Genomic DNA, 19,748 nt, shown 5'->3' with positions numbered 1-19,748 from the left:
CGTTGGTCAGAAATAGTTGTAACGGCTCGGAACGAACAGCTCGAAACGGGTGCCGCAGGCCCGCCCCTCCGGGGTTTTGAGGTCGGTCACGGTCTGCACGATGTGTCGGTCGTTACGCTGGTTGTAGAGTTCGATCTGCTGCTCCATGATGCAAAGCCCCTGTCTGGTTGAGGACGGGGAGAAGGCTGCGGCGGCTTCGCGGCCCACGCCGTCATCGGTAACGGACAGGTTGATGCCGTCCTGCCGGGTCGTAACCTCGATCTCGATATGCCCGTTCCCCGGTTTGTTGCGCAGTCCGTGTTTCACGGCATTCTCGCAGTAGGTGTGCAGGATCATGTTGGGCACCTGCGTGTCGGTATCCACGTCGGGCGCCACGCGGATGTCGTAGGAGAGGCTTTCGCCGTAGCGCAGCTGTTCCAGCGAGAGGTAGAGGCTGACGTACCGGATCTCGTCGCCGATGGAACGGGAGGGCTTGTCCACGTCCAACAGCGTGGCGTTGGTGAAACGCGAGTACAGCGACAGGTAGTGGTTGGCCCGGGTGACCGAGTGGGTCTGGATGAAGTATTCGATCCCGGCCAGCACGTTGGCGTTGAAATGGGGAATGGATTTCAGGCGGATGGACTTTACCAGCAGGGTGTTCAGCTTGATTTCGCGTTGCAGTTCCTCCATCTTCCGGCGGTCGCGCCGCTTGTAGTAGGTGTAGGAGAGGGTCCAGATCCCGCTGCCCAGCCCCAGGGCGACCGCCAGCCAGAACCATCCGTGCTGCCAGAAGGCGGGCAGCAGCAGAATCTCCACCCCGATGGTGTCCGACGCGATATTGCCCAGCAGGGCCGATACCTCAAACCGGTAGCGTCCGGGCGGCAGGTTGTTGAATTGCACCTCTCGTCCGGTCTGCGGCTGCGACCACTCCTCCTGAAAGCCTTTCAGGCGGTAACGGTAGCGCATGTTCCCGGTGGCGGAATGGGAGATGGCAATGAAGGAGAAGCGCAGGTTGCGCAGATCGTGTTCCAGGCGGATGCGGCCGTCGGAACCGGTCGGGGCGGAGTGCCAGTGGACGTTGTCGCCCGAAGCCTGCGCGGAGAGGAGTTCCAGCCGGGGCGGGATGTACTGGTAGACCAGCTCGTGCGGATGGAAGGAGACGGTCTGGTCCACACAGGGGATCCAGACCGTACCGTCGCCGGTCTCGGCAATGCGGGCCGCCAGAGGCTCGATGCCCGTGAAACCGTTGTACTGGTTGAAGAACATGGTTTGCAGCAGACGGTTGTCGGTGATGTAGAGCCCGTCGGTGACGGCCACGATCAGGAAATTGTCGCAGGTCTGGCATACCGAGCGTATCGGATTCCCGTAACTCTGCACCAGCACGGCGGAGTCCTTGCGCACGGTGTAGAGGTTTTCGCCCGAGGCGAAGAGGACCTCGCCGTAAGGATTGACGGTCATGGCCGTACAGGCCATGCTGCTGTCCGGCAGGGCGATCTCCCGACGCTCCTCGCCGCGCAGGCGCACCACGCCGTAGGCGGTGCCCGCGTAGAGGTCGCCGTCCCCGTCGATGCAGGCGCAGAAGACGCCGCGCAGGCCTTCGTGGGTTTGGAGGATGCGTCCGTGCGCATCGGTAACGTAGAGTGCCTGGCGGGTGGCCACAAGCAGGCTGTCGGCGTGGCTGCCCAGGAACTGGTAGTTGAGCCGCGGCAGTCCCAGCCAGCGGCGCCCGCCGCCGTCGCAGGCCAGTACGTCGCCCATGCCCAGCAGGTAGGTGGTGCCGCCGATGCGGGCCGTGCGGGGCAGGAAGTAGTTGTCCCCCTCGCGGGGATAGGAGACGGGGCGCAGATCGGCGGCACTCCGTCCGCACAGCAGCCGCCCGTTCAGGGTCCCCGCCAGCAGGCGGCCCTGCGCGTCTTCGTCGATGGCGCGCAGGATGTCGTTGTGGTCGTTCAGGCGGTGGTTCACGAAATTCAGCTGGAAGAAGTTGTAGACGCCCTGGCAGGTGGCCAGCCAGAGGTTCCCCTCGCGGTCGATGCACATCTGGCGGATGAGGTTGATGCCGTCCACGATCTGTCGGACGCTGCCCTCCTTCGAGAGGCGGTACAGGTTGTGGGCATCGTGCATGAAGATGTTCCCCTTGCGGTCGGCGCAGGCCGCCACACCGTAGTCGGGAGCCAGGAAGCGGAAGGCCGCCACGAGGTGCGCACGGTCCCCCTCCACCTCATGGATGCCGTCGGCCGCAAAGAGGTAGAGCCGCGCCCCGTCCCGCAGGAGCGAGTAGGGCTCGGCCACCCGGATGGGCGCCAGTGCGGTGCCGTCGCTCCTGATCCGGCAGACGTGGCGGGCGGTGGGAATGTAGAAGGTCTGCGAAACGCTGTCCAGGTAGACCCTGCGGCGGATGTCCATGCTGTCCAGCGCGGGCGATTTCAGCACGGTCTCCGCCCCTTCGGCGGTCAGGCGGCAGATTTCGCGCCCGCGCTCCTGCTCGTCTTCCAGCAGCACCAGCCCCGGCGGCAGCGAGTAGGCATTGAGGTTGTTCAGCAGCAGCCCGCGGCCGTTCAGCGGCAGCGTCCGCATCGTCCCCTCCCGGTCCACCACATGCCGGCGCCTGAAACCGAGCGCCCACAGACTGCCGTCCGTTCCGCAACAGAAGGAGAGGATGTTTTCCTGTTTCCCTTTCAGATAGGGTGTGAACTCGAATCCGTCGTAGCGCACGAAGCCGCTCAATGTGCCGATCCAGATGCAGCCCTTCGCATCCTGCCAGACGTACTCGGTGAGCATCTGCGGCAGTCCGTCCTGCGTGGTGTAGTGGCGGCGGGCGTATTCCGAGGTGACGGCGGGTTCTGCGGCGGCCGCGGCACCGTCCGGCGTCAGGAGAGCCAGCGCGGCGAGCATGCAAAACAGAATATGGCGCTTCGGATTCATGCGGGATTCGGACGGCAATGACTTTACTGCAAATATATTCTTTCCCGCCGACAATTCCAATCTCCGGCAGGCCTCCGTCAAAAAAACAACCGTTCGTGTATGCCGTTCCGCTGTTCGTGTAAACAGCTGCCGCGTTTGTGTAAAACAGCCATTCAACCTCTTGTAAATTAAAAACTTATACCCTACCTTTAAAACAGCGGAACCGGGGAGCGCAGCATTCCGATCCCCTCCCCGCGGCGAAATCCGATGTCGAACGGTTTGCAAGAACGGGCAGCATGAAAGAACACATGTATACGACACTACTGTTGGCAGCCTGCCTCTCCGCCGGGTGCGGCGCGGGCAGCCGCGGAGGCGCCGCCTCCGACGGGTCCGCCACCGCGGCTACGCAGGACCGCAAGCCCACGGCCACCGTCTGTGACCGGGAGCGCTCCGTCACCCTGCGCGATCCCTACATGCAGAACGCCGAGGCACTCACCATCGACTGCCTTCCGGGCTGGCAGCTGGTGGGAAAGATGGACATCGAAGAGTTCCGGCAGAGCAACGGCAGCATCAGCTTCCAGATCAAGGGCAGCGACGGCGCTCGCCAACTGGGCTTCTACACGGAACTGTGCCGGCCCTATTATGACGAGAACGACGGCGTGCCCGCCGGACAGCGCCACCCGCTGCTGCGCAGCATGAAGCGGCCTTATACTACCGCCGAAGCCTATCTGCGGCATGTGGCCGAGTCGCAGTTCCCCGACGCCCGATCCGTCGAAGTCGTGGAGACGGCACCCTACGACCAGGTGCCCGAAGCGTTCCGCCGGCGTGCCGACCAGTTCGGGCAGATACGCCTCAACCAGTTCCGCCAGGGGCTGGCGCAGTCCGTCATGGGCAGCAGCTTCGCGCAGATACTGTCCGCCCGCCCGGATGCAGCCGTCGTGCTCTGCTCCATCACGCTCAAAAACGGGCAAAAGCTGCTTCACGCCCTGAACGCCTGCTTCTTCATCCTCGATGTCCGCATGCCGGCAGGCACCATGCGCACCATCGACCGCCGGATGTGGGAGGTGATCGGGCTCACCACCTACACGGCTCCCGACCGGGAGGGGCTGGATCTGGCCGCCCGGGAGACCGAACGCATGAAGGCATCGCTGAAAATGAACGACAGGTACGTGCAGCGCTATGCCACCATGCAGCAGGCGGCCATCAACCGGATCCAGCAGAACGTGCGGGCCGGCATCCTCCGCAACCGGCAGCAGGCCGCACGCCTCAACGAACAGATCCGGCAGACGACCGCCGAAATCAGCGACATCCAGATGTCCATGTACGAGAGCACCGGCGCCATGCAGGACCGCGTGGCGGCCCTGCGCAGCGAGGCCATCCGGGGCGTCAATCCCTATGTGAGCAGCGACGGCACGGTGGTGGATGTTCCGATCGGCAGCGGCACGCAGGTGTGGAGCACCTCCGACGCCGGGACGATCCTCTCGTCGGACAGCTATTTCTTCAACCCCAACATCGGGTCGACCATCGAATACCAGGAGATGCAGCTGCTGCGCTGATACCGCAGCACCGAAAAGAGAGACAGATACCAATTACTCACCTTTAATACGGCTTGATTATGGAAAACAGGATGAAAGGAAATTTTTATTTCGGTTTTTTGCTGCTGGCGGCATGGTCGATGACGATGACCTCCTGCAACAAGGACAAGGATGAGGCCTCTTCTTCCGGGGGCACCATAGAGATTACGAATGGCTGTGCAATGAGAATGGGCTCCATTGATCCATCGGTTAGCGAATTCAGTTTCCACGACCTGGTTCTTTTTGAGAAAGGGATCAACCCCGACAATTTTTATATCAACGGGACCGGTGAATTGGGCAGCGGATGGGTTCTCAACATGGATTGCTGCTGCCTGAATGAGGAGGTGGCGAAACTGGAAAGAGGAGAAAACAAGAAAACGTGCTACGACCTGCTTGTCCCCGGCACCTACACCTGGGACGGAAGCGAAGAGGAGAAGCACTTGCGCATTGTGGGTATTTCTTTCGATTTGTGGGAGAATGACAAATGGGCCGAGCGGTATTTCTCCGATAATGGGGATATAAAGTCCTGTACGGTCGAAATAAAGCGGGGGCACCTGGGCGAACGGTACGAGGTCGCCGGGGAGATCAGCCTCACGAACGGGAAGAAATTCGCGCTCTGCTGGAAAGGCGGTCCGATCCAGCACAGGTACAACGCACAGTAACACGCCCGGACTGTCATTCTGTTTTCCATCATTCAAAATAACAGATCATTCACCTCATTCATTTACCTTTTAATTGTTCGAGTCATGAAAAAGATTTCCCTGTTTCTTGTGATGATTTTCCTCGGGGTCGGTGTCCAGGCCCAGGATAACGGTTTCGGCGTGCGGGCCGGTGTGAACATCGCCAGCATGACCAATTACAACTCCAAAGTGGGGTTCCATGTGGGCGGCATGTACCGTTTGCAGCTCTTGTCCGATATGCCGCTCTTCTTCGAACCGGGGCTGGAATTGCAGTTCAAGGGCGGAAAACTCACTCAATCCGGAGCTTCAAACACGCTGAATCTGGTCTATGTCGAGGTGCCGGCCATGATTGCCTATCGCTTCCGCATCAATGACAAATGGGCCATTCAACCCGCTGTCGGACCTTTCTTCTCCTTCGGAGTCTCGGGAACGGTCAAACAGTCCTACATGGGGCAGAATCAGAGTGCCGATCTGTTCGGTTCGAACGGAGGTCTGAAACGCGGGGATGTGGGGTTGAAAATCGCTGCGGGCGCATTGCTCAAACGCATCTATTTTGGAGTCGGATATGATTTGAGCTTCATCAACCTGCCCAAAAATTACACGAAGGGCGACCCGAAACTCCGAAACGGATCCTTCTATATTTCGGCGGGGTACAATTTCTGACGCTCTTCGAACTGATGCAAACCGCATGGCGGTTCCAGCGAAGTGCTGATTCCGTCGATCAAGCAAAAGACGCTGCAAAACCCGAACAAAACAAACGATGCAACACCCTGCCAAAGAGACCTGTCCAGAGAGTCGGGGCGATCCCCGAAAACCCCGAATGCCCCGACTCCTTTCGAACAGGAATTGACCGTAGCCTTCAAAAAGGTGTCGGAAAGACCGGGAACATGTGACTTCCGACCGTTTTAACCCATCATAAAAAGAGATGCAACAGCCCGATTAATCGGGCTGTTGCATCTCTTTAAGCCTTCCGTCGAGAGTTGCGGCGCTTTCCATGCTTGAACTCACGGACGGAAGCGGCTCTCTTCCAGGTCCGGGGCCTTTCCACAGCGGCTTCCACTTCCGCCCCGGCGCCCCCGGAACAGAAGGTCTCCGCCCCGGCGCCCCGGATCAGAAGGTCTCCGCCCCGGCACCCCGGAGGTCTCCGCCCCGGCACCCCGGATCAGAGGGTTTCCGCCTCGACGCCCCGGAACAGGGCGACATCTTCCGGCGTGGAGTTCATCACGTAGGTGTAGGCCTCGGTGACCTTCCCTTCGGCCAGCTTCGCGAAGATCCGCGCCGAAGCCTCATACTCACCGGCCTGCCCGGCCTGGCGTGCCAGCAGGTAGCTGATGATGATGTGACCGGCGCTCTCCACCAGACGGCGGGCATGGAAGTCCTTGAACCCGGCGGCTTCCTTCTCCCCGGCCTCGACACGGGCCACCATCTCCGAGAACTTCACGGTCAGCTCTTTGAGCTTCGTGACGACCGGACACATCGAAGCGGCATACTCCTCGGCGGCATAGCGCTCGATCTGTTCCAGGAACGTGCCCTTCGTCACGGCGTTGATCGCCGCCACAACCTGCAACTGCGACGTACCCTCGTAGATGTTCATGATGCGGGCGTCGCGGTACAGCCGCTCGCAGGGGTAATCCTTCATGAAGCCCGAACCGCCGTGGATCTGGATGGCGTCGTAGGCCAGCTGGTTGGCGTACTCCGACGAGAAGAGCTTCACCAGCGGCGTGAAACCGTCGGCCAGGCGGTTGTAGAACTTCATCTCCTGGCGCTCCTCCGCTTCGAGCGAACGCTCGTGCGAGATGTGCGTGTACTGCTTGTAGACCTCCACGAAGCGCGCCGTCTCATAGAGCAGCGCACGAGCGCCCTGCAACTTGGCCTTCATGTTCGACAGCATCTCCGAAACGGCTGCGAACCGGATGATCGGCTTGCCGAACTGCGCACGCTCGTGGGCGTATTTCAGCGCCTCGCGGTAGGCAGCCTCGCAAAGGCCCACCGACTGTGCGCCGATACCCAGACGCGCGGCGTTCATCAGCGACATCACGTACTTGATCAGACCCATCTTACGGTCGCCGACCAGCTGCGCCGGGGCGTTCGTGAAGACCAGCTCGCACGTCGGCGAACCCTTGATACCGAGTTTGTTCTCGATGCGGCGCACCTTCACGCCGCCGTCGCGCTTGTCATAGACCAGCATCGACAGGCCGCGGGCATCGGTCGTGCCCTCCTCCGTACGGGCCAGGACGAGCGAAACCTCGCCGTCGCCGTTGGTGATGAAGCGCTTCACACCGTTCAGCAGCCACGTCTGCTTCTCTTCGGACCACGTGGCTTTCAGCATCACGGCGCCCAGGTCCGAACCGGCATCCGGCTCCGTGAGGTCCATGGCGCACGTCGCACCCGCCGAAACCCATTTCAGGAACTTCTCCTTCTGCTCCTCCGAGGCGAACTCGTTGAGCGTCTCGGCGCAGTCCTGCAAGCCCCAGATGTTCTCGAAGCTCGCATCCGCACGCGCCACCATCTCGTTGGCCATCACGAAGCAGATCAGCGGGAAGTTCAGACCGTCGTACTTGCGCGGAAGCGTCATGCCGCTCAACCCGGCATCGACCACCGCCTGCATGTTGCGCACCGTGCCCGAAGCATATTCCACGTGGTCGTTCACCACGCGCGGTCCCTCGTGGTCGACACCCTCGGCATTCGGCGCGATCACCTCGCCGCAAACCTCGCCGGCAATCTCCAATACGCGGCGGTAGTTGTCCATCGCATCGTCGTAATCCTGCGGCGCATAGTCGTAGAGATCCTTCTCGGCGAAACCGCGCTCTTTCAGCTCCACGATCTTCCGCATCAGCGGGTGGTCGAGGTGGAACTGCAAATCCTTGTTATCTGAAAAGAAATTAGCCATTACTTCGAGTTTTGCTTGTAGTATTTGATCATCTTGGGAATAATCTCGTTGACGTCGCCCGTGATGGCGTAGTCGGCGATCTTGTTGATCGGCGCATCGGGATCCGTGTTGATCGAGATGACCATCGACGACTGGTCCATGCCGGCCGTGTGCTGGATCTGTCCCGAAATACCGCACGCGATGTAGAGTTTCGGGCGCACCGTAACTCCGGTCTGCCCCACCTGGCGGGCATGCTCCGTGAACCCGGCGTCGACCGCCGCACGGCTCGCGCCCACCTCGGCGCCCAGCACGTCGGCCAGTTCATGCACCAGCTTGAAGTTCTCCTTCGAACCCATGCCGTAACCGCCCGCCACGATGATCGAGGCTCCCTTGATGTCGATCTTGCGCTCCTCGATCTGACGGTCCACGATCTTCACCACGAGGTCCGTGTCCTTGACGAATTTCTTCCAGTCGATCACCTTCACCTCTCCGGCTCCGGGCTGTGCGGCGTACTCCTTGCGCATGACGCCCTCACGTACCGTCGCCATCTGCGGACGGTGGTCCGGGTTGACGATCGTCGCGATGATGTTGCCGCCGAACGCCGGACGGATCTGGTAGAGCAGGTCCTTGTACTCCTTGCCCGTTTTGGCGTCCTTGTGGTCGCCGATTTCCAGCTGCGTGCAGTCGGCCGTCAGACCGCTGTGCAGCGCCGACGAGACACGCGGTGCGAAGTCACGCCCCACGGGCGTGGCGCCGAACAGCGCGATCTGGGGCTTCTCCTGCTCGATCAGCCCGCACAGCACCGCCGTATGGGGCAGCGTGCGGAACGGCTCGAAGAGCTCGTCGTCGGCAACCCACACCGTATCGGCCCCGTATTTGGCCAGTTCCTTTTCCAGACCCGCGAGGTTGTGTCCCAATGCCACGGCTTCGAGCTTCACGCCGAGCGTCGCGGCCAGTTCGCGGCCCTTGGTCAGCAGTTCGAGACTCACGTCGGCGACCTTGCCGCCCTCCATCTCGATATATACGAATACGTTGTTCATCTCTGTGCGCATTAACCGAGCGTGTGGCTCGCAATAAGTTCAACCATCAGTGAATTGATATCCCCGTCGGCAGCCGTGAGACGCTTGGCCTCCTTGGCGGCGAAGACCACGTTCTCGATCTTCTTGACCTTCGTGGGCGAGCCCTGCAATCCCAGCTGTGCGGGATCCGGATCGACATCCGCGGCGGCCCACTCCACGATTTGCAGGTAGGGTTTCGCGGCGGCACGCTGTGCGGCTGCCGACTCGGGCGCTGCGGCGATCTCCGAACCGGCCAGCGCACCCTTGTACTTCATCACGCGCTTGGCGTTGCGCGGGCGGCACTCGGCAGCCGATCCGTTGACCGTGATGACGGCCGGAATCGGGCACTCGACGGTCTCGACACCGTGTTCGAGGCGCCGTTTGATGACCAGCGCCTGCTCCTTGACGTCGACGATCTCCTCGGCGTAGGTCACCTGCGGAAGTCCGAGTTTCTCGGCCACCTGGGGTCCGACCTGCGCCGTATCGCCGTCGATGGCCTGACGTCCGGCAAAGATGACGTCGGGGCCGATCTTGCGCAGGGCGCACGAAAGGGCATAGGAGGTTGCCAGCGTATCGGAGCCGGCGAATTCACGTCCCGAAAGGAGGTAACCGCCGTCGGCACCGCGGAACATGGCGTCGCGGATGATGTCGGCGGCCCGCTGGGGACCCATCGTGAGAATGTGCACCGTGGATCCCTCGACACGGTCTTTGAGCCGCAGGGCGGCTTCCAGCGCATTGAGGTCCTCGGGATTGAAGATGGCCGGGAGTGCCGCACGATTGACCGTCCCTTCGGGGGTCATCGCGTCCTTGCCCACGTTGCGGGTATCGGGCACCTGCTTGGCCAGAACCAGAATTTTAAGGTTTTGCAGCATATTTCAAGTTATGTCGAAAATTTTTTCGTGTTTTTTGTTTTTCCCGGAGCGCTGCGGGAGCACAGAGGACGACCGGAAACCCTTCACCGTTCCGCGCTCCCGATCGTTGGACGCGGATGCATCCGTCAGAAACCCCACAAAGGTCCCGCAGCCCCTAAAACGGGCTTTTTAAGCCCGGGGGCGAACGATGGTCTCGCCGCGGTCGGGACCTACGGAGATGATCCGAACGGGAACCCCCGTTTCGTGCTCGATGAACTCCACGTAACGCTTGAACGCCTCGGGGAACTCCTCGTAGGTACGGCACTGACGGAGGTCGCACTTCCAACCCTCGAACTCCGTGTAGAGGGGTTTCAGGTCGTCGGTAATCGTATAGGGGAACTGCGTGGTGCGCTGCCCGCCGATCTCGTAGGCCGTGGCCACCCGGATCGTGTCGAAGTCGTTCATCACGTCGGACTTCATCATGATGAGCTGCGTCACGCCGTTGATCATGATCGAATATTTCAGGGCCACCATGTCGAGCCACCCGCAGCGGCGGCGGCGCCCCGTCACGGCACCGAACTCGTGTCCGAGCTCGCAGAGCTTCTCACCCGTGGCGTCGAAGAGCTCCGTGGGGAAGGGACCGCTTCCCACGCGCGTGCAGTAGGCCTTGAAGATGCCGTAGACCTCACCGATGCGGTTCGGCGCGACGCCCAGTCCGGTGCAGACGCCCGCACAGACGGTATTCGACGACGTGACGAAGGGATACGACCCGAAATCGACGTCGAGCAGCGTGCCCTGTGCCCCCTCGGCAAGGATCGACTTGCCGTGCGCCAGGCAGTCGTTGACGAAATACTCGCTGTCGATGATCCGGAAGCGGCGGAGGTACTCCACGGCTTCGAACCACTGGGCTTCGAGGTCGGTGATGTCGTACTGATAGTCCAGGCTGCGGAGGATCTTCTCGTGGCGGGCCTTCGCGGCGGCATAGATCCGTTCGAAATCGGGGCTCAACAGGTCGCCCACGCGCATGCCGTTGCGGCTGACCTTGTCCGTATAGGTAGGGCCGATGCCCTTGCCCGTGGTACCGATTTTGGCGCTGCCCTTCGCGGCCTCGTAGGCGGCGTCGAGAATGCGGTGCGTCGGCAGGATCAGGTGGGCCTTCTTCGAGATGCAGAGTTGCTTGGTGAGGTCGTGGCCGCTCCTGGCGAGTTCTTCGGCCTCGGCGCGGAACAGCACGGCATCCAACACGACACCGTTTCCGATGATGTTGGTCTTCCCGCCCTGGAAGATTCCCGAAGGAATCGAGCGGAGCACGTATTTCTCCCCGCCGAACTCCAACGTGTGACCGGCATTGGGACCGCCCTGGAAGCGGGCTACGACCTCATAGCGGGGCGTGAGCACATCCACAACCTTTCCCTTGCCCTCGTCACCCCATTGCAGGCCGAGGATAACATCCACTTTCTTCATGTATGCGATTTTTAAGTCTTTATCCGCAAAAAGAGGTTTTTTGCATCCAAAGGTACGAAATAATCCGGGAAAAGCGCAACCTCCGCGGAGGAGTTTTCAACAAAATGATAAAAAAACGCGGCTCTTCGCATCCGCATTCCGGTCCGGCCGGGGATTTCGGGACGCGCGACGGCCGCCGTCCGGCGCCATCACCGCTCGACGGGGGTCGTAATACCGTCGAAGTGAATGCCCTGCGATGTCCGGAAATAGAGCGTCGCCAGATCGGGATTCTCCCGCACGTCGGCCTGCAAAACGGACGAGCAGACCGACACGTCGAGTGTCCGGAAACGGTTGCCGCGGGCATCCAGCCACGCGAGCGAGACGTTCGCCGTGAGGTCGAGCTGCGTCAGCGCATTGTCGCGGCAGTCCAGCCAGGCGAGGCCCCGCAACCCGTCGAGATCGAGCGCCGTGAGGCCGTTCCCGCTGCAATCCACACGCGTCAGGAGCGTGCACACGGAGAGGTCCAGTTCCGTCAGCGCGTTGTCCGCACAGTCGAGCCGTTCCAGATTGGGGAATTCGCGCAGATCCGCCAGCGAGACGATCCCCTGCCCCGGACATGCGACCTCACGCACCCGCCGCGCCTCGTAGCGCGAGATGCGTCCGTCGCCGTCGAGGTCGAACGCCCTCCGGCAGTACGCTTCGAATGTCTTGTCGAAAAAGGTGGGATAAATGTACCGGTCGCGCTCGTCCTGCGGATCGTCGGCAAGGCCGCAGGCCGTCGCCAGCAGCAAGGTCAGCAGCAGCGGAATCCGGCGGAACATCTCCGGAAAGGATCAGATGTTCACGTCGTCGTCCGACGACTCCGACATCTCCGACGCATCGTCGTCGGCGCCCTGCAAATCGTCGGCGCCTTTCAGATCGTCGTCGTAGTAGTCCTTGTCGTCGTCGTCCTGCGCCGAGTCGTCGATCTTCACGTCGATCTTGATCATGTAGGCCACATCCTCCGTATCATACGGCACGGCATAAAAAAAATCGCCGTTGGGTTTGTCCACCCGAATCATCGAATCGGTGAACCCCAGCGGGTATTTTTCCTTCACGGCCTCCTGCATCTCCGGAGTCAGATTGTGAAAACTCGTTACGATATGTTTCTTCACGATATTCTGTTTAGCCATGGTAGTGCTTCGAAATTTTCTGCAATTATACGCAAAATTTGAATATCGCACCACATCTGCAATTTTTTTTTGCATTTTTTTTGTTTTTACCCGTTGTTACCACCAAAATATGTAACTTTACGCACGCTATTGTAATATTATGGTACGCGAACGAATCGAGGAGCTGCGCCGCCAGCTCGAACTGCATAATTTCAAATACTACGTCGAAAACGCACCCGAAATCTCGGACTTCGAGTTCGACACGATGATGCGCGAACTCCAGGACCTGGAACGCGCTCATCCCGAATATGCCGACCCCAACTCCCCGACGGTGCGCGTCGGCAGCGACCTCACCGCGGAATTCGCCACCGTGCGCCACCGCTACCCGATGCTCTCGCTCGGAAACACCTACTCGCCCGACGAACTCCACGAATTCATCGAACGCATCGAACGCGAGGTCGGAGCGACGGATTTCGTCTGCGAACTGAAATTCGACGGCACGGCCATCTCGCTCACCTACGACCACGGAACGCTGACACGCGCCGTGACGCGCGGCGACGGCGTCGCGGGCGACGACGTCACGGCAAACGTCCGCACGGTACGTTCCGTACCGCTGCGGCTGCGCGGCTCGGGGTGGCCCGAACACTTCGAGATCCGGGGCGAGATCCTCATGCCCTACGCCTCGTTCGACCGCCTGAACGCCGAACGAGAGGCCAACGGCGAACAACTCTTCGCCAATCCGCGCAATGCCGCCGCGGGAACGCTCAAACAACAGTCCTCGGCCGTCGTGGCGCGGCGAGGCCTCGACTGCACGCTCTACCAGCTGGCGGGCGACGACCTTCCCTTCACGAACCACTGGGAGAGCCTTCAACGGGCCCGCGAGTGGGGTTTCAAGATCTCCGACCGGATGCGCATCTGCCGCAACGCCGCCGAAATCGACGACTTCATCCGCTACTGGGATACGGCCCGCCACGAACTCCCCTTCCCGACCGACGGCGTGGTCATCAAGGTCAACGACTTCGCCGTGCGCCGGCAGCTGGGATTCACGGCCAAAGCCCCGAAATGGGCCGTGGCCTACAAGTTCAAGGCCGAGCAGGTGCTGACCCGCCTGGAAAGCATCTCGTTCCAGGTCGGACGCACCGGAGCCGTCACCCCCGTCGCGAACCTCGCGCCCGTGCTGCTGGCCGGGACCACCGTGCGGCGCGCCACGCTCCACAACGCCGAACAGATGGCCCTGCTGGACGTCCGCCCGGGCGACATGGTCTATGTCGAGAAGGGCGGCGAGATCATCCCCAAGATTACGGGCGTGGAGCTCTCGCAGCGTCCCGCCGACAGCCGTCCCTTCGAATACATTACGCACTGCCCCGAATGCGGCACCGAACTGGTGCGTTACGAGGGCGAAGCCAAGCACTACTGCCCGAACCAGAGCGGATGCCGTCCCCAGATCATCGGACGCATCATCCACTTCATCCGCCGCAAGGCCCTCGACATCGAGGGTCTGGGCGAGGAGACCGTCGAGCTGCTCTACGACAACTCTCTGGTGCGCACCGTCGCCGATCTCTACGACCTGCGGGCCGAACAGCTCTCGCCCCTGCCCCGGCTGGGCGAGAAGTCGGCCGAGAACATCATCCGCTCGATCGAGCGCTCGAAGGAGGTTCCCTTCCCGCGCGTGCTGTTCGGACTGGGCATCCGCTTCGTGGGCGAGACCACGGCGAAATACCTGGCCGAACACTTCCGCACGCTCGACGCCGTGATGCACGCCTCGCGCGAGGAGCTGGTCGAGGCCGACGAGGTCGGGGAACGCATCGCCGACGCCATCCTCGAATACTTCGCCGACGCGGCCAACCTCGACATCATCCGCCGTCTGCGGGAGGCCGGGTTGCAGTTCGAGACCGCAGCGCGCGAGTTGACCTCGGAGACGCTCGTCGGGAAGAGTTTCGTGGTCTCGGGACGCTTCTCGCGCAGCCGCGACGAGATGAAGGCGCTGATCGAGACCCACGGCGGGAAGAACCTCGCGGCCGTCTCGGGGAGCGTGGACTACATCGTCGCGGGCGAGAACATGGGCCCCGCAAAGCTCAAAAAGGCCGAGAAGCTGGGCATCCGGATCCTTTCGGAAGAGGAGTTCCTCCGGATGATCGGAGGTGACGGCAGCCCGGAAGCGGACGCGGCGGCCGAAGACGAAGGTCCCGCCACGGCGGACGGCGGCAAGACTGCGACGCCCGGACCGGAGCCGGCGGCCGGAGATGAAGGTCCCGCCACGGCGGACGGCGGCAAGACCGCGACGCCCGGACCGGAGCCGGCGGCCGGAGATGAAAGCCCCGCCACGGCGGACGGCGGCAAGGCCGCAGCGTCGGAGAGCGACAACTGCCCCCGACAGGGCGAACTCTTCTGAACCGCACGGGTACGACCGCTTACAACGGAAAAGCCAAAAAATACGAAAATCACAACAATACGGATAACAGCATGCTACAACACAAACTCGCCGGCGTAGGAGCCGCCATGATCACCCCCTTCACGCGGGACGGAAGAGTCGATTACGAAGCCCTGGCCCGCATGGTCGACTATGTGATCGAGGGCGGTGTGGATTACATCGTCACCCTGGGCACTACGGCCGAAACCCCCACGCTCTACATGCCCGAACGGGCCGTCATCGCCATGTTCATCACCAACCACATCGCCGGGCGCGTGCCGCTGGTGATGGGATGCGGCGGAAACTCCACGTCGGAGGTCCTCGACCAGCTGCGCGAATTCGACCTGCGCGGCGCCGACGCCATATTGAGCGTGGCCCCCTACTACAACAAACCGTCGCAGGAGGGGTTGTTCCAGCACTTCCGCACCGTCTCGGAGCACTCGCCCCTGCCGGTGATCCTCTACAACATCCCCGGACGAACGGGCGTCAACATGACGGCCGAGACCACGCTGCGCTGCGCCCGCGAACTGCCGAACGTCATCGGCATCAAGGAGGCCTCCGGAAACATCGAACAGATGCAGCAGATTCTGGACAACCGCCCCGAAGGATTCCTCGTCCTCTCGGGCGACGACGGCATCACCATCGAACTGATGCGGCGCGGCGGCGACGGCGTGATCTCCGTGGCCGCAAACGCCTTCCCAAAACGCTTCATGAGCTGCATCGCCCACGCCAAACACGGCGACTTCGCAGCGGCCGACCGCGAGTACGAAGCTCTCGACGAAGCGGTCAAGGCCCTCTTCGAGGAGGGGAATCCCGTCGGTGTGAAATGCGCTCTCGCGGTCATGGGCCTTATCGGCGACACGGTGCGCCTGCCCCTCGTCCCGGGATCCGAGCACCTGCGCGAACGCTTCAAAACGTTGATCGCGAAATACGATTTGCGCTGATTTTTGCGTTCGTATCCCAAAACGACCGAAATGAAACGATTCCTGCTCTTTGCCCTCCTCCTGCCGGCGCTGGCCGCAGCTCGGGTCCCCGACGAGGAGATGATCCTCGACCGCACGCTCGACGCCGAATCGCCCTTCTACTACCCGGGGCTGATGATGCGCTACAACGCCGGCGATGCGTCGCTCACCGACGAGGAGTACCATTACCTCTATTACGGATTCGCCTACCGCGACGAGTACAAGCCCCTGGCCACGAACCCCGATCTGGACAAGATGCTGATGCTCATCGCCGGAATCGACCCCGACCAGCCCGACGTCGCCACGCTCGAATCGCTCATCTCGCTGGGCAACGACGCCCTGGCCCGAGACCCGTTCAGCCCGAAGATCCTCAACATGATGTCGTTCGCCTACGGGGCGCTCGGAGACAAGGTGCGCGAAAAGGCATACGCCGACCGCATGAACGGCGTGATCCGTGCGATCCTCGACTCGGGCGACGGATTCACGGAGAAGACCCCGCGCCACGTGCTGATGTTCGACCATGCGCTCGACGTGCTGGCCGCCGAGGAGCTCTCCTGCGGAAAGGCCCGGATCATCAGCCGCACCGTGGAGTTCGTGCCGCTGCTGGTGCCCTATGTCGTCGACGGCAAAAAACGCAAGGGATTCTATTTCGACTTCGGGCGCGTCTACTGGAACAAGCCCGAAGGCTACACCTACAAACGCGACCGCACATGGCAGTTCAACAACCTCAAACCCCGTACCTACAAATAATCCGCAACACGGCCCTGCGCCTGCTGCTGGCGGTCGTAACGCTCCTTGCGGCGACGCTTCCGACCGCCTGTTCCAAGCAGGACCCGGATCCGCAGATCCGGATTTCGGTGCAGGAGATCCTCCTCCCGGGCGACGCCTCGGGTAACGCGACCTTCACGGTCACGGCCGATGCGGCGTGGGGACTGACATACAGCGGCGAGGGCTTCTCGGTCTCGCCGAGCAGCGGCACGGCGGGCGAAACGACGGTCACGGTTACTCCCACGGAGGCCAACACCGAAAAGGAGCGCCGGCAGTTGGGAACCATCACCGTCCATTTCTTCGCCGGCAGGCAGGATTACGGAATCACGGTCAGCCAGCGCCCCGCGACGGCCAGCCGTACCGTACTGCTCTACATGCCGGGGCGGGATCTGATCACCTTCTACAAGGAGAACATCGCAAAGATCCAGGAAGCAATCACGGCGGAGATTCCGGGCGACGGGCGCATGCTGGTCTGCTACCAGCCGCGGCAGCACGCCACGGCCGAGATGCTGGAACTCCGCTACGACCCCTCGACAGGGACGTGCGAGAGCATCCCCCTGACGACCTACGAGGATTTCAACGCCGGACGTCCGGAAGATGTGCAGCAGGTCTTCACCGATGCCGCGGCATACGCCCCGGCGGAGCGTTACGGACTCATCATCGGCTGCCACGGCAAGGCCTGGATCCCGGCCAGCAGCGGAGTCCTGCCCCGTTCGGTACGGCCCGGCACTGCGTCCGATGTCTGGACGCCGGTCCCCGGCGCCAAGCCGACCCGGTCGTTCGGAGACACGGGACATGAACTCGACATCGGGGAGCTGGCCGCCATCCTCGAAGCCCTTCCGCTGCGGTTCGACTATCTGGTCTTCGACGACTGCTTCATGGCCAGCATCGAGACGCTCTACGACCTGCGCACGGCGGTGGATTACGTCGTGGCGTCGCCCTGCGAGATCATGGCCGCCGGATTCCCCTACGACCGCATCGTCCCGCACCTCTTCGACGAGCAGGCGGACCTCCGCACCCAGTTGAACGAGATCTGCCGGGAGTTCTGGTATTTCTACCAGTACGACTGGGACACCATCTCCGGCAACGAGCAGTCGGGGTGCATCTCGCTCGCCGTGATGTCGGAGCTCGACGCCCTGGCCGCCGAAATGCGGCGGGTCAGCAGCGCCGCAAAGCAGGATTTCGAACGCGCGGAGCTCCAATACTACAAGGGCGGCAACACGAAGCTCTTCTACGACCTGGGACAGTTCGTCGCGTTGAGCTGCGGCGACGCCGGGGTTGCCGATGCCTTCACGGCACAGATGGAGCGTGCCTTCCCGACCGGGCAGCGCTACCACACGCCAAACTATTACTCGGCCTACAACGGGCGCCTCAACCCGATCAACTACTACACGGGCGTGACGACGAGCGAGCCCGAGACTGCGGAGCCTTATGCCACGGACTGCCGGCAGACGGCGTGGTACCGGGCAACGCACTGATTCCCGGCGGGAACGGGAGCCGGAGCGCGGGTCCGGCGGACACAAAAGACAAGCCCCGGAGAACCATCCTCACAGACGGTTTCCGGGGCGAATCGTTTCAGGGAGGGGGCAGCCCCGCCCCCGGGAGAGGGAGGCTCCACCCCTCAAAGGGAACGGGCTACTCGTAAAGTCCCGATTTGAGCCGTTCGACCTCCTCGCGGGTCAGGAAACGCCATGCCCCGCGTTTGAGGTTCTTCTTCGTCAGACCGGCGTAGTAGACGCGGTCGAGCTTCGTGACCGTGTAGCCCAGGAACTCGAAAATGCGGCGCACGATGCGGTTGCGGCCCGAGTGGATCTCGATGCCGATCTCCTGCTTGTTCTCCTTGACGTAGGAGATCTCGTCGGCGAAGATTTCTCCGTCTTCGAGCGTAATGCCCTCGGCGATGCGGTCCATGTCGGCCCGTGTCAGCGGCTTGTCCAGCGTCACCTGATAGATCTTCTTCTTCCGGTAGGAGGGGTGCGTGAGCTGCTTGGTCAGGTCGCCGTCGTTGGTGAAAAGCAGCAGCCCGAGGCTGTTCTTGTCCAGACGCCCCACGGGGTAGATCCGCTCCGTGCAGGCGCCCTTCACCAGATCCATCACCGTCTTCCCGGCATGCGGATCATCGAGCGACGTCACGTAACCCTTCGGCTTGTTGAGCACCAGGTAGACCTTCTTCTCGCCGCGCACCGGTTCGTCGTTGAAACGAACCTCGTCGGTGGGCTGCACCTTCGTGCCGAGTTCGGTCACGACCTTGCCGTTCACCGTCACCACGCCGGCCAGAATGAAATCGTCGGCCTCGCGCCGCGAGCAGATGCCCGACTGGGCGATGAAACGGTTCAAACGCATCTCGCCCGTCTGTGCCGCCGGTTCGTATTTCGGATAGGAGACCGGTTTGTCGGCTCCCTTGCGGGGGTGCTTCTCCGCAGGACGGCCCTCGGCGTTCTTTCCACCGAAGCGGCTGCCTTTGGTTCCCTTGCGGTCGTCGAATTTCCCGGTGCGTCTGTCACCATAGCCGGGTTTCGCCCCCTTCGGTCCGTAGGCGCGCTGCGGGCGGTCGCCCTCTTCGCGGCGGGGACGGTCCCCCTCGAAGCGCGGTTTGTCGCCGAACGCGCGGCGCGGACGCTCCTCGTCATAGCGGTTATCGTGGTCGCCGAACGTGCGGCGCGGGCGGTCGTTGTTGTCGAAGCGGGAGTGCTCGCCATAGCGGGGTTTTTCGCCATGGGTCCGCTGCGGACGCTCCTCTCCGTAGCGATTTTCACGGTCGCCGAACGCACGGCGCGGGCGCTCCTCGTCCTCCTGGCGGGAGCGGTCGAACAGCGGCCGGTTGTCGGCCGTGAAGTGCGGATTGTACGAGGCCCGGTGTTCGGGACGGTACGGATGGGACGGTTGCTCCGAATCGGCAGCGTCACGCTGCAAACGCGGGCGACGCTCGACACGCTCCGCCGTAGCGATCACGGTGCGTTTGCGCTTGTCGCGTGCGAAGCGTTCGAGCACCGGCGTCGAGTCGTTTTTCGAATCTTTCATGTTCGTATCTTCTATAAGATGAATTTGCGCGGCAAAGGTAATCCATTTTTCCGGATTCCATCACATTGCGTGCCCGAA

At 62.1% G+C, this 19,748-nt stretch carries 15 protein-coding genes; 7 read left to right on the top strand and 8 right to left on the bottom strand.

Annotation, left to right across the window (positions count from 1 at the left end):
- Positions 1-6: 6 nt before the first annotated feature.
- Positions 7-2,904, bottom strand: coding sequence for a sensor histidine kinase (locus tag B5G16_RS04105; protein ID WP_087261487.1), 2,898 nt, complete (start codon positions 2,902-2,904; stop codon positions 7-9).
- A gap of 275 nt (positions 2,905-3,179) precedes the next feature.
- On the opposite strand from B5G16_RS04105, the gene B5G16_RS04100 reads away from it, so the two are divergent.
- The 3 genes from B5G16_RS04100 to B5G16_RS04090 all read left to right on the top strand — a co-directional run bounded on the left by B5G16_RS04100 (position 3,180) and on the right by B5G16_RS04090 (position 5,800).
- Entirely contained in the window at positions 3,180-4,439 is a 1,260-nt protein-coding gene (locus B5G16_RS04100) for a hypothetical protein (protein ID WP_087261485.1), read from the top strand.
- Positions 4,440-4,498: 59 nt separating this feature from the next.
- Positions 4,499-5,119, top strand: a complete 621-nt coding sequence (locus B5G16_RS04095) for a hypothetical protein (RefSeq protein WP_143260822.1) — start codon at positions 4,499-4,501, stop codon at positions 5,117-5,119.
- 84 nt (positions 5,120-5,203) lie between these two features.
- On the top strand, positions 5,204-5,800 hold the full coding sequence (locus B5G16_RS04090; RefSeq protein WP_087261481.1) for a porin family protein: 597 nt from the start codon (positions 5,204-5,206) through the stop codon (positions 5,798-5,800).
- Positions 5,801-6,299: 499 nt separating this feature from the next.
- On the opposite strand, the gene B5G16_RS04085 is transcribed toward B5G16_RS04090, so the two are convergent.
- From B5G16_RS04085 to B5G16_RS04060, 6 genes are all read right to left on the bottom strand, one after another.
- The gene (locus B5G16_RS04085) at positions 6,300-8,027 is read right to left on the bottom strand and encodes an acyl-CoA dehydrogenase family protein (RefSeq protein WP_087261479.1); all 1,728 of its coding nucleotides are present in this window, start codon (positions 8,025-8,027) and stop codon (positions 6,300-6,302) included.
- A complete protein-coding gene (locus tag B5G16_RS04080; protein WP_087261807.1) occupies positions 8,027-9,046 on the bottom strand; it encodes an electron transfer flavoprotein subunit alpha/FixB family protein in 1,020 nt (339 codons plus the stop codon). The genes B5G16_RS04085 and B5G16_RS04080 overlap by 1 nt, the downstream gene beginning before the upstream one ends.
- Positions 9,047-9,057: 11 nt before the next feature.
- A complete protein-coding gene (locus B5G16_RS04075) occupies positions 9,058-9,936 on the bottom strand; it encodes an electron transfer flavoprotein subunit beta/FixA family protein (protein ID WP_087261477.1) in 879 nt (292 codons plus the stop codon).
- 168 nt (positions 9,937-10,104) lie between these two features.
- On the bottom strand, positions 10,105-11,379 hold the full coding sequence (locus B5G16_RS04070; protein ID WP_087261475.1) for an adenylosuccinate synthase: 1,275 nt from the start codon (positions 11,377-11,379) through the stop codon (positions 10,105-10,107).
- Positions 11,380-11,567: 188 nt separating this feature from the next.
- Positions 11,568-12,179 carry a leucine-rich repeat domain-containing protein gene (locus B5G16_RS04065; RefSeq protein WP_087261473.1) on the bottom strand — a complete coding sequence of 204 codons (612 nt, stop codon included), beginning with the start codon at positions 12,177-12,179 and terminating at the stop codon, positions 11,568-11,570.
- A gap of 12 nt (positions 12,180-12,191) precedes the next feature.
- Positions 12,192-12,530, bottom strand: coding sequence for a hypothetical protein (locus B5G16_RS04060; protein WP_087261471.1), 339 nt, complete (start codon positions 12,528-12,530; stop codon positions 12,192-12,194).
- Positions 12,531-12,669: 139 nt separating this feature from the next.
- Here B5G16_RS04060 and ligA point away from each other — a divergent pair, with 139 nt between their 5' ends.
- The 4 genes from ligA (at position 12,670) to B5G16_RS04040 (ending at position 18,127) form a co-directional block, all read left to right on the top strand.
- On the top strand, positions 12,670-14,901 hold the full coding sequence (gene ligA, locus B5G16_RS04055; protein ID WP_087261470.1) for an NAD-dependent DNA ligase LigA: 2,232 nt from the start codon (positions 12,670-12,672) through the stop codon (positions 14,899-14,901).
- 71 nt (positions 14,902-14,972) lie between these two features.
- Positions 14,973-15,863: a 4-hydroxy-tetrahydrodipicolinate synthase gene (dapA, locus tag B5G16_RS04050; protein WP_087261468.1), complete on the top strand. Its 891-nt coding sequence runs from the start codon at positions 14,973-14,975 to the stop codon at positions 15,861-15,863.
- Positions 15,864-15,893: 30 nt separating this feature from the next.
- Complete coding sequence (locus B5G16_RS04045) at positions 15,894-16,631, top strand: DUF4919 domain-containing protein (RefSeq protein WP_087261805.1); 738 nt, start codon at positions 15,894-15,896, stop codon at positions 16,629-16,631.
- Positions 16,592-18,127, top strand: a complete 1,536-nt coding sequence (locus tag B5G16_RS04040; RefSeq protein ID WP_087261466.1) for a clostripain-related cysteine peptidase — start codon at positions 16,592-16,594, stop codon at positions 18,125-18,127. The genes B5G16_RS04045 and B5G16_RS04040 overlap by 40 nt, the downstream gene beginning before the upstream one ends.
- 157 nt (positions 18,128-18,284) lie before the next feature.
- On the opposite strand, the gene B5G16_RS04035 is transcribed toward B5G16_RS04040, so the two are convergent.
- On the bottom strand, positions 18,285-19,670 hold the full coding sequence (locus tag B5G16_RS04035; RefSeq protein WP_087261463.1) for a pseudouridine synthase: 1,386 nt from the start codon (positions 19,668-19,670) through the stop codon (positions 18,285-18,287).
- Positions 19,671-19,748: the final 78 nt, after the last annotated feature.

This window comes from Alistipes sp. An66 (genome assembly GCF_002161445.1).
Taxonomy (GTDB): Bacteria; Bacteroidota; Bacteroidia; order Bacteroidales; family Rikenellaceae; genus Alistipes; species Alistipes cottocaccae.
This window is presented reverse-complemented; position numbering and strand designations above follow the sequence as displayed.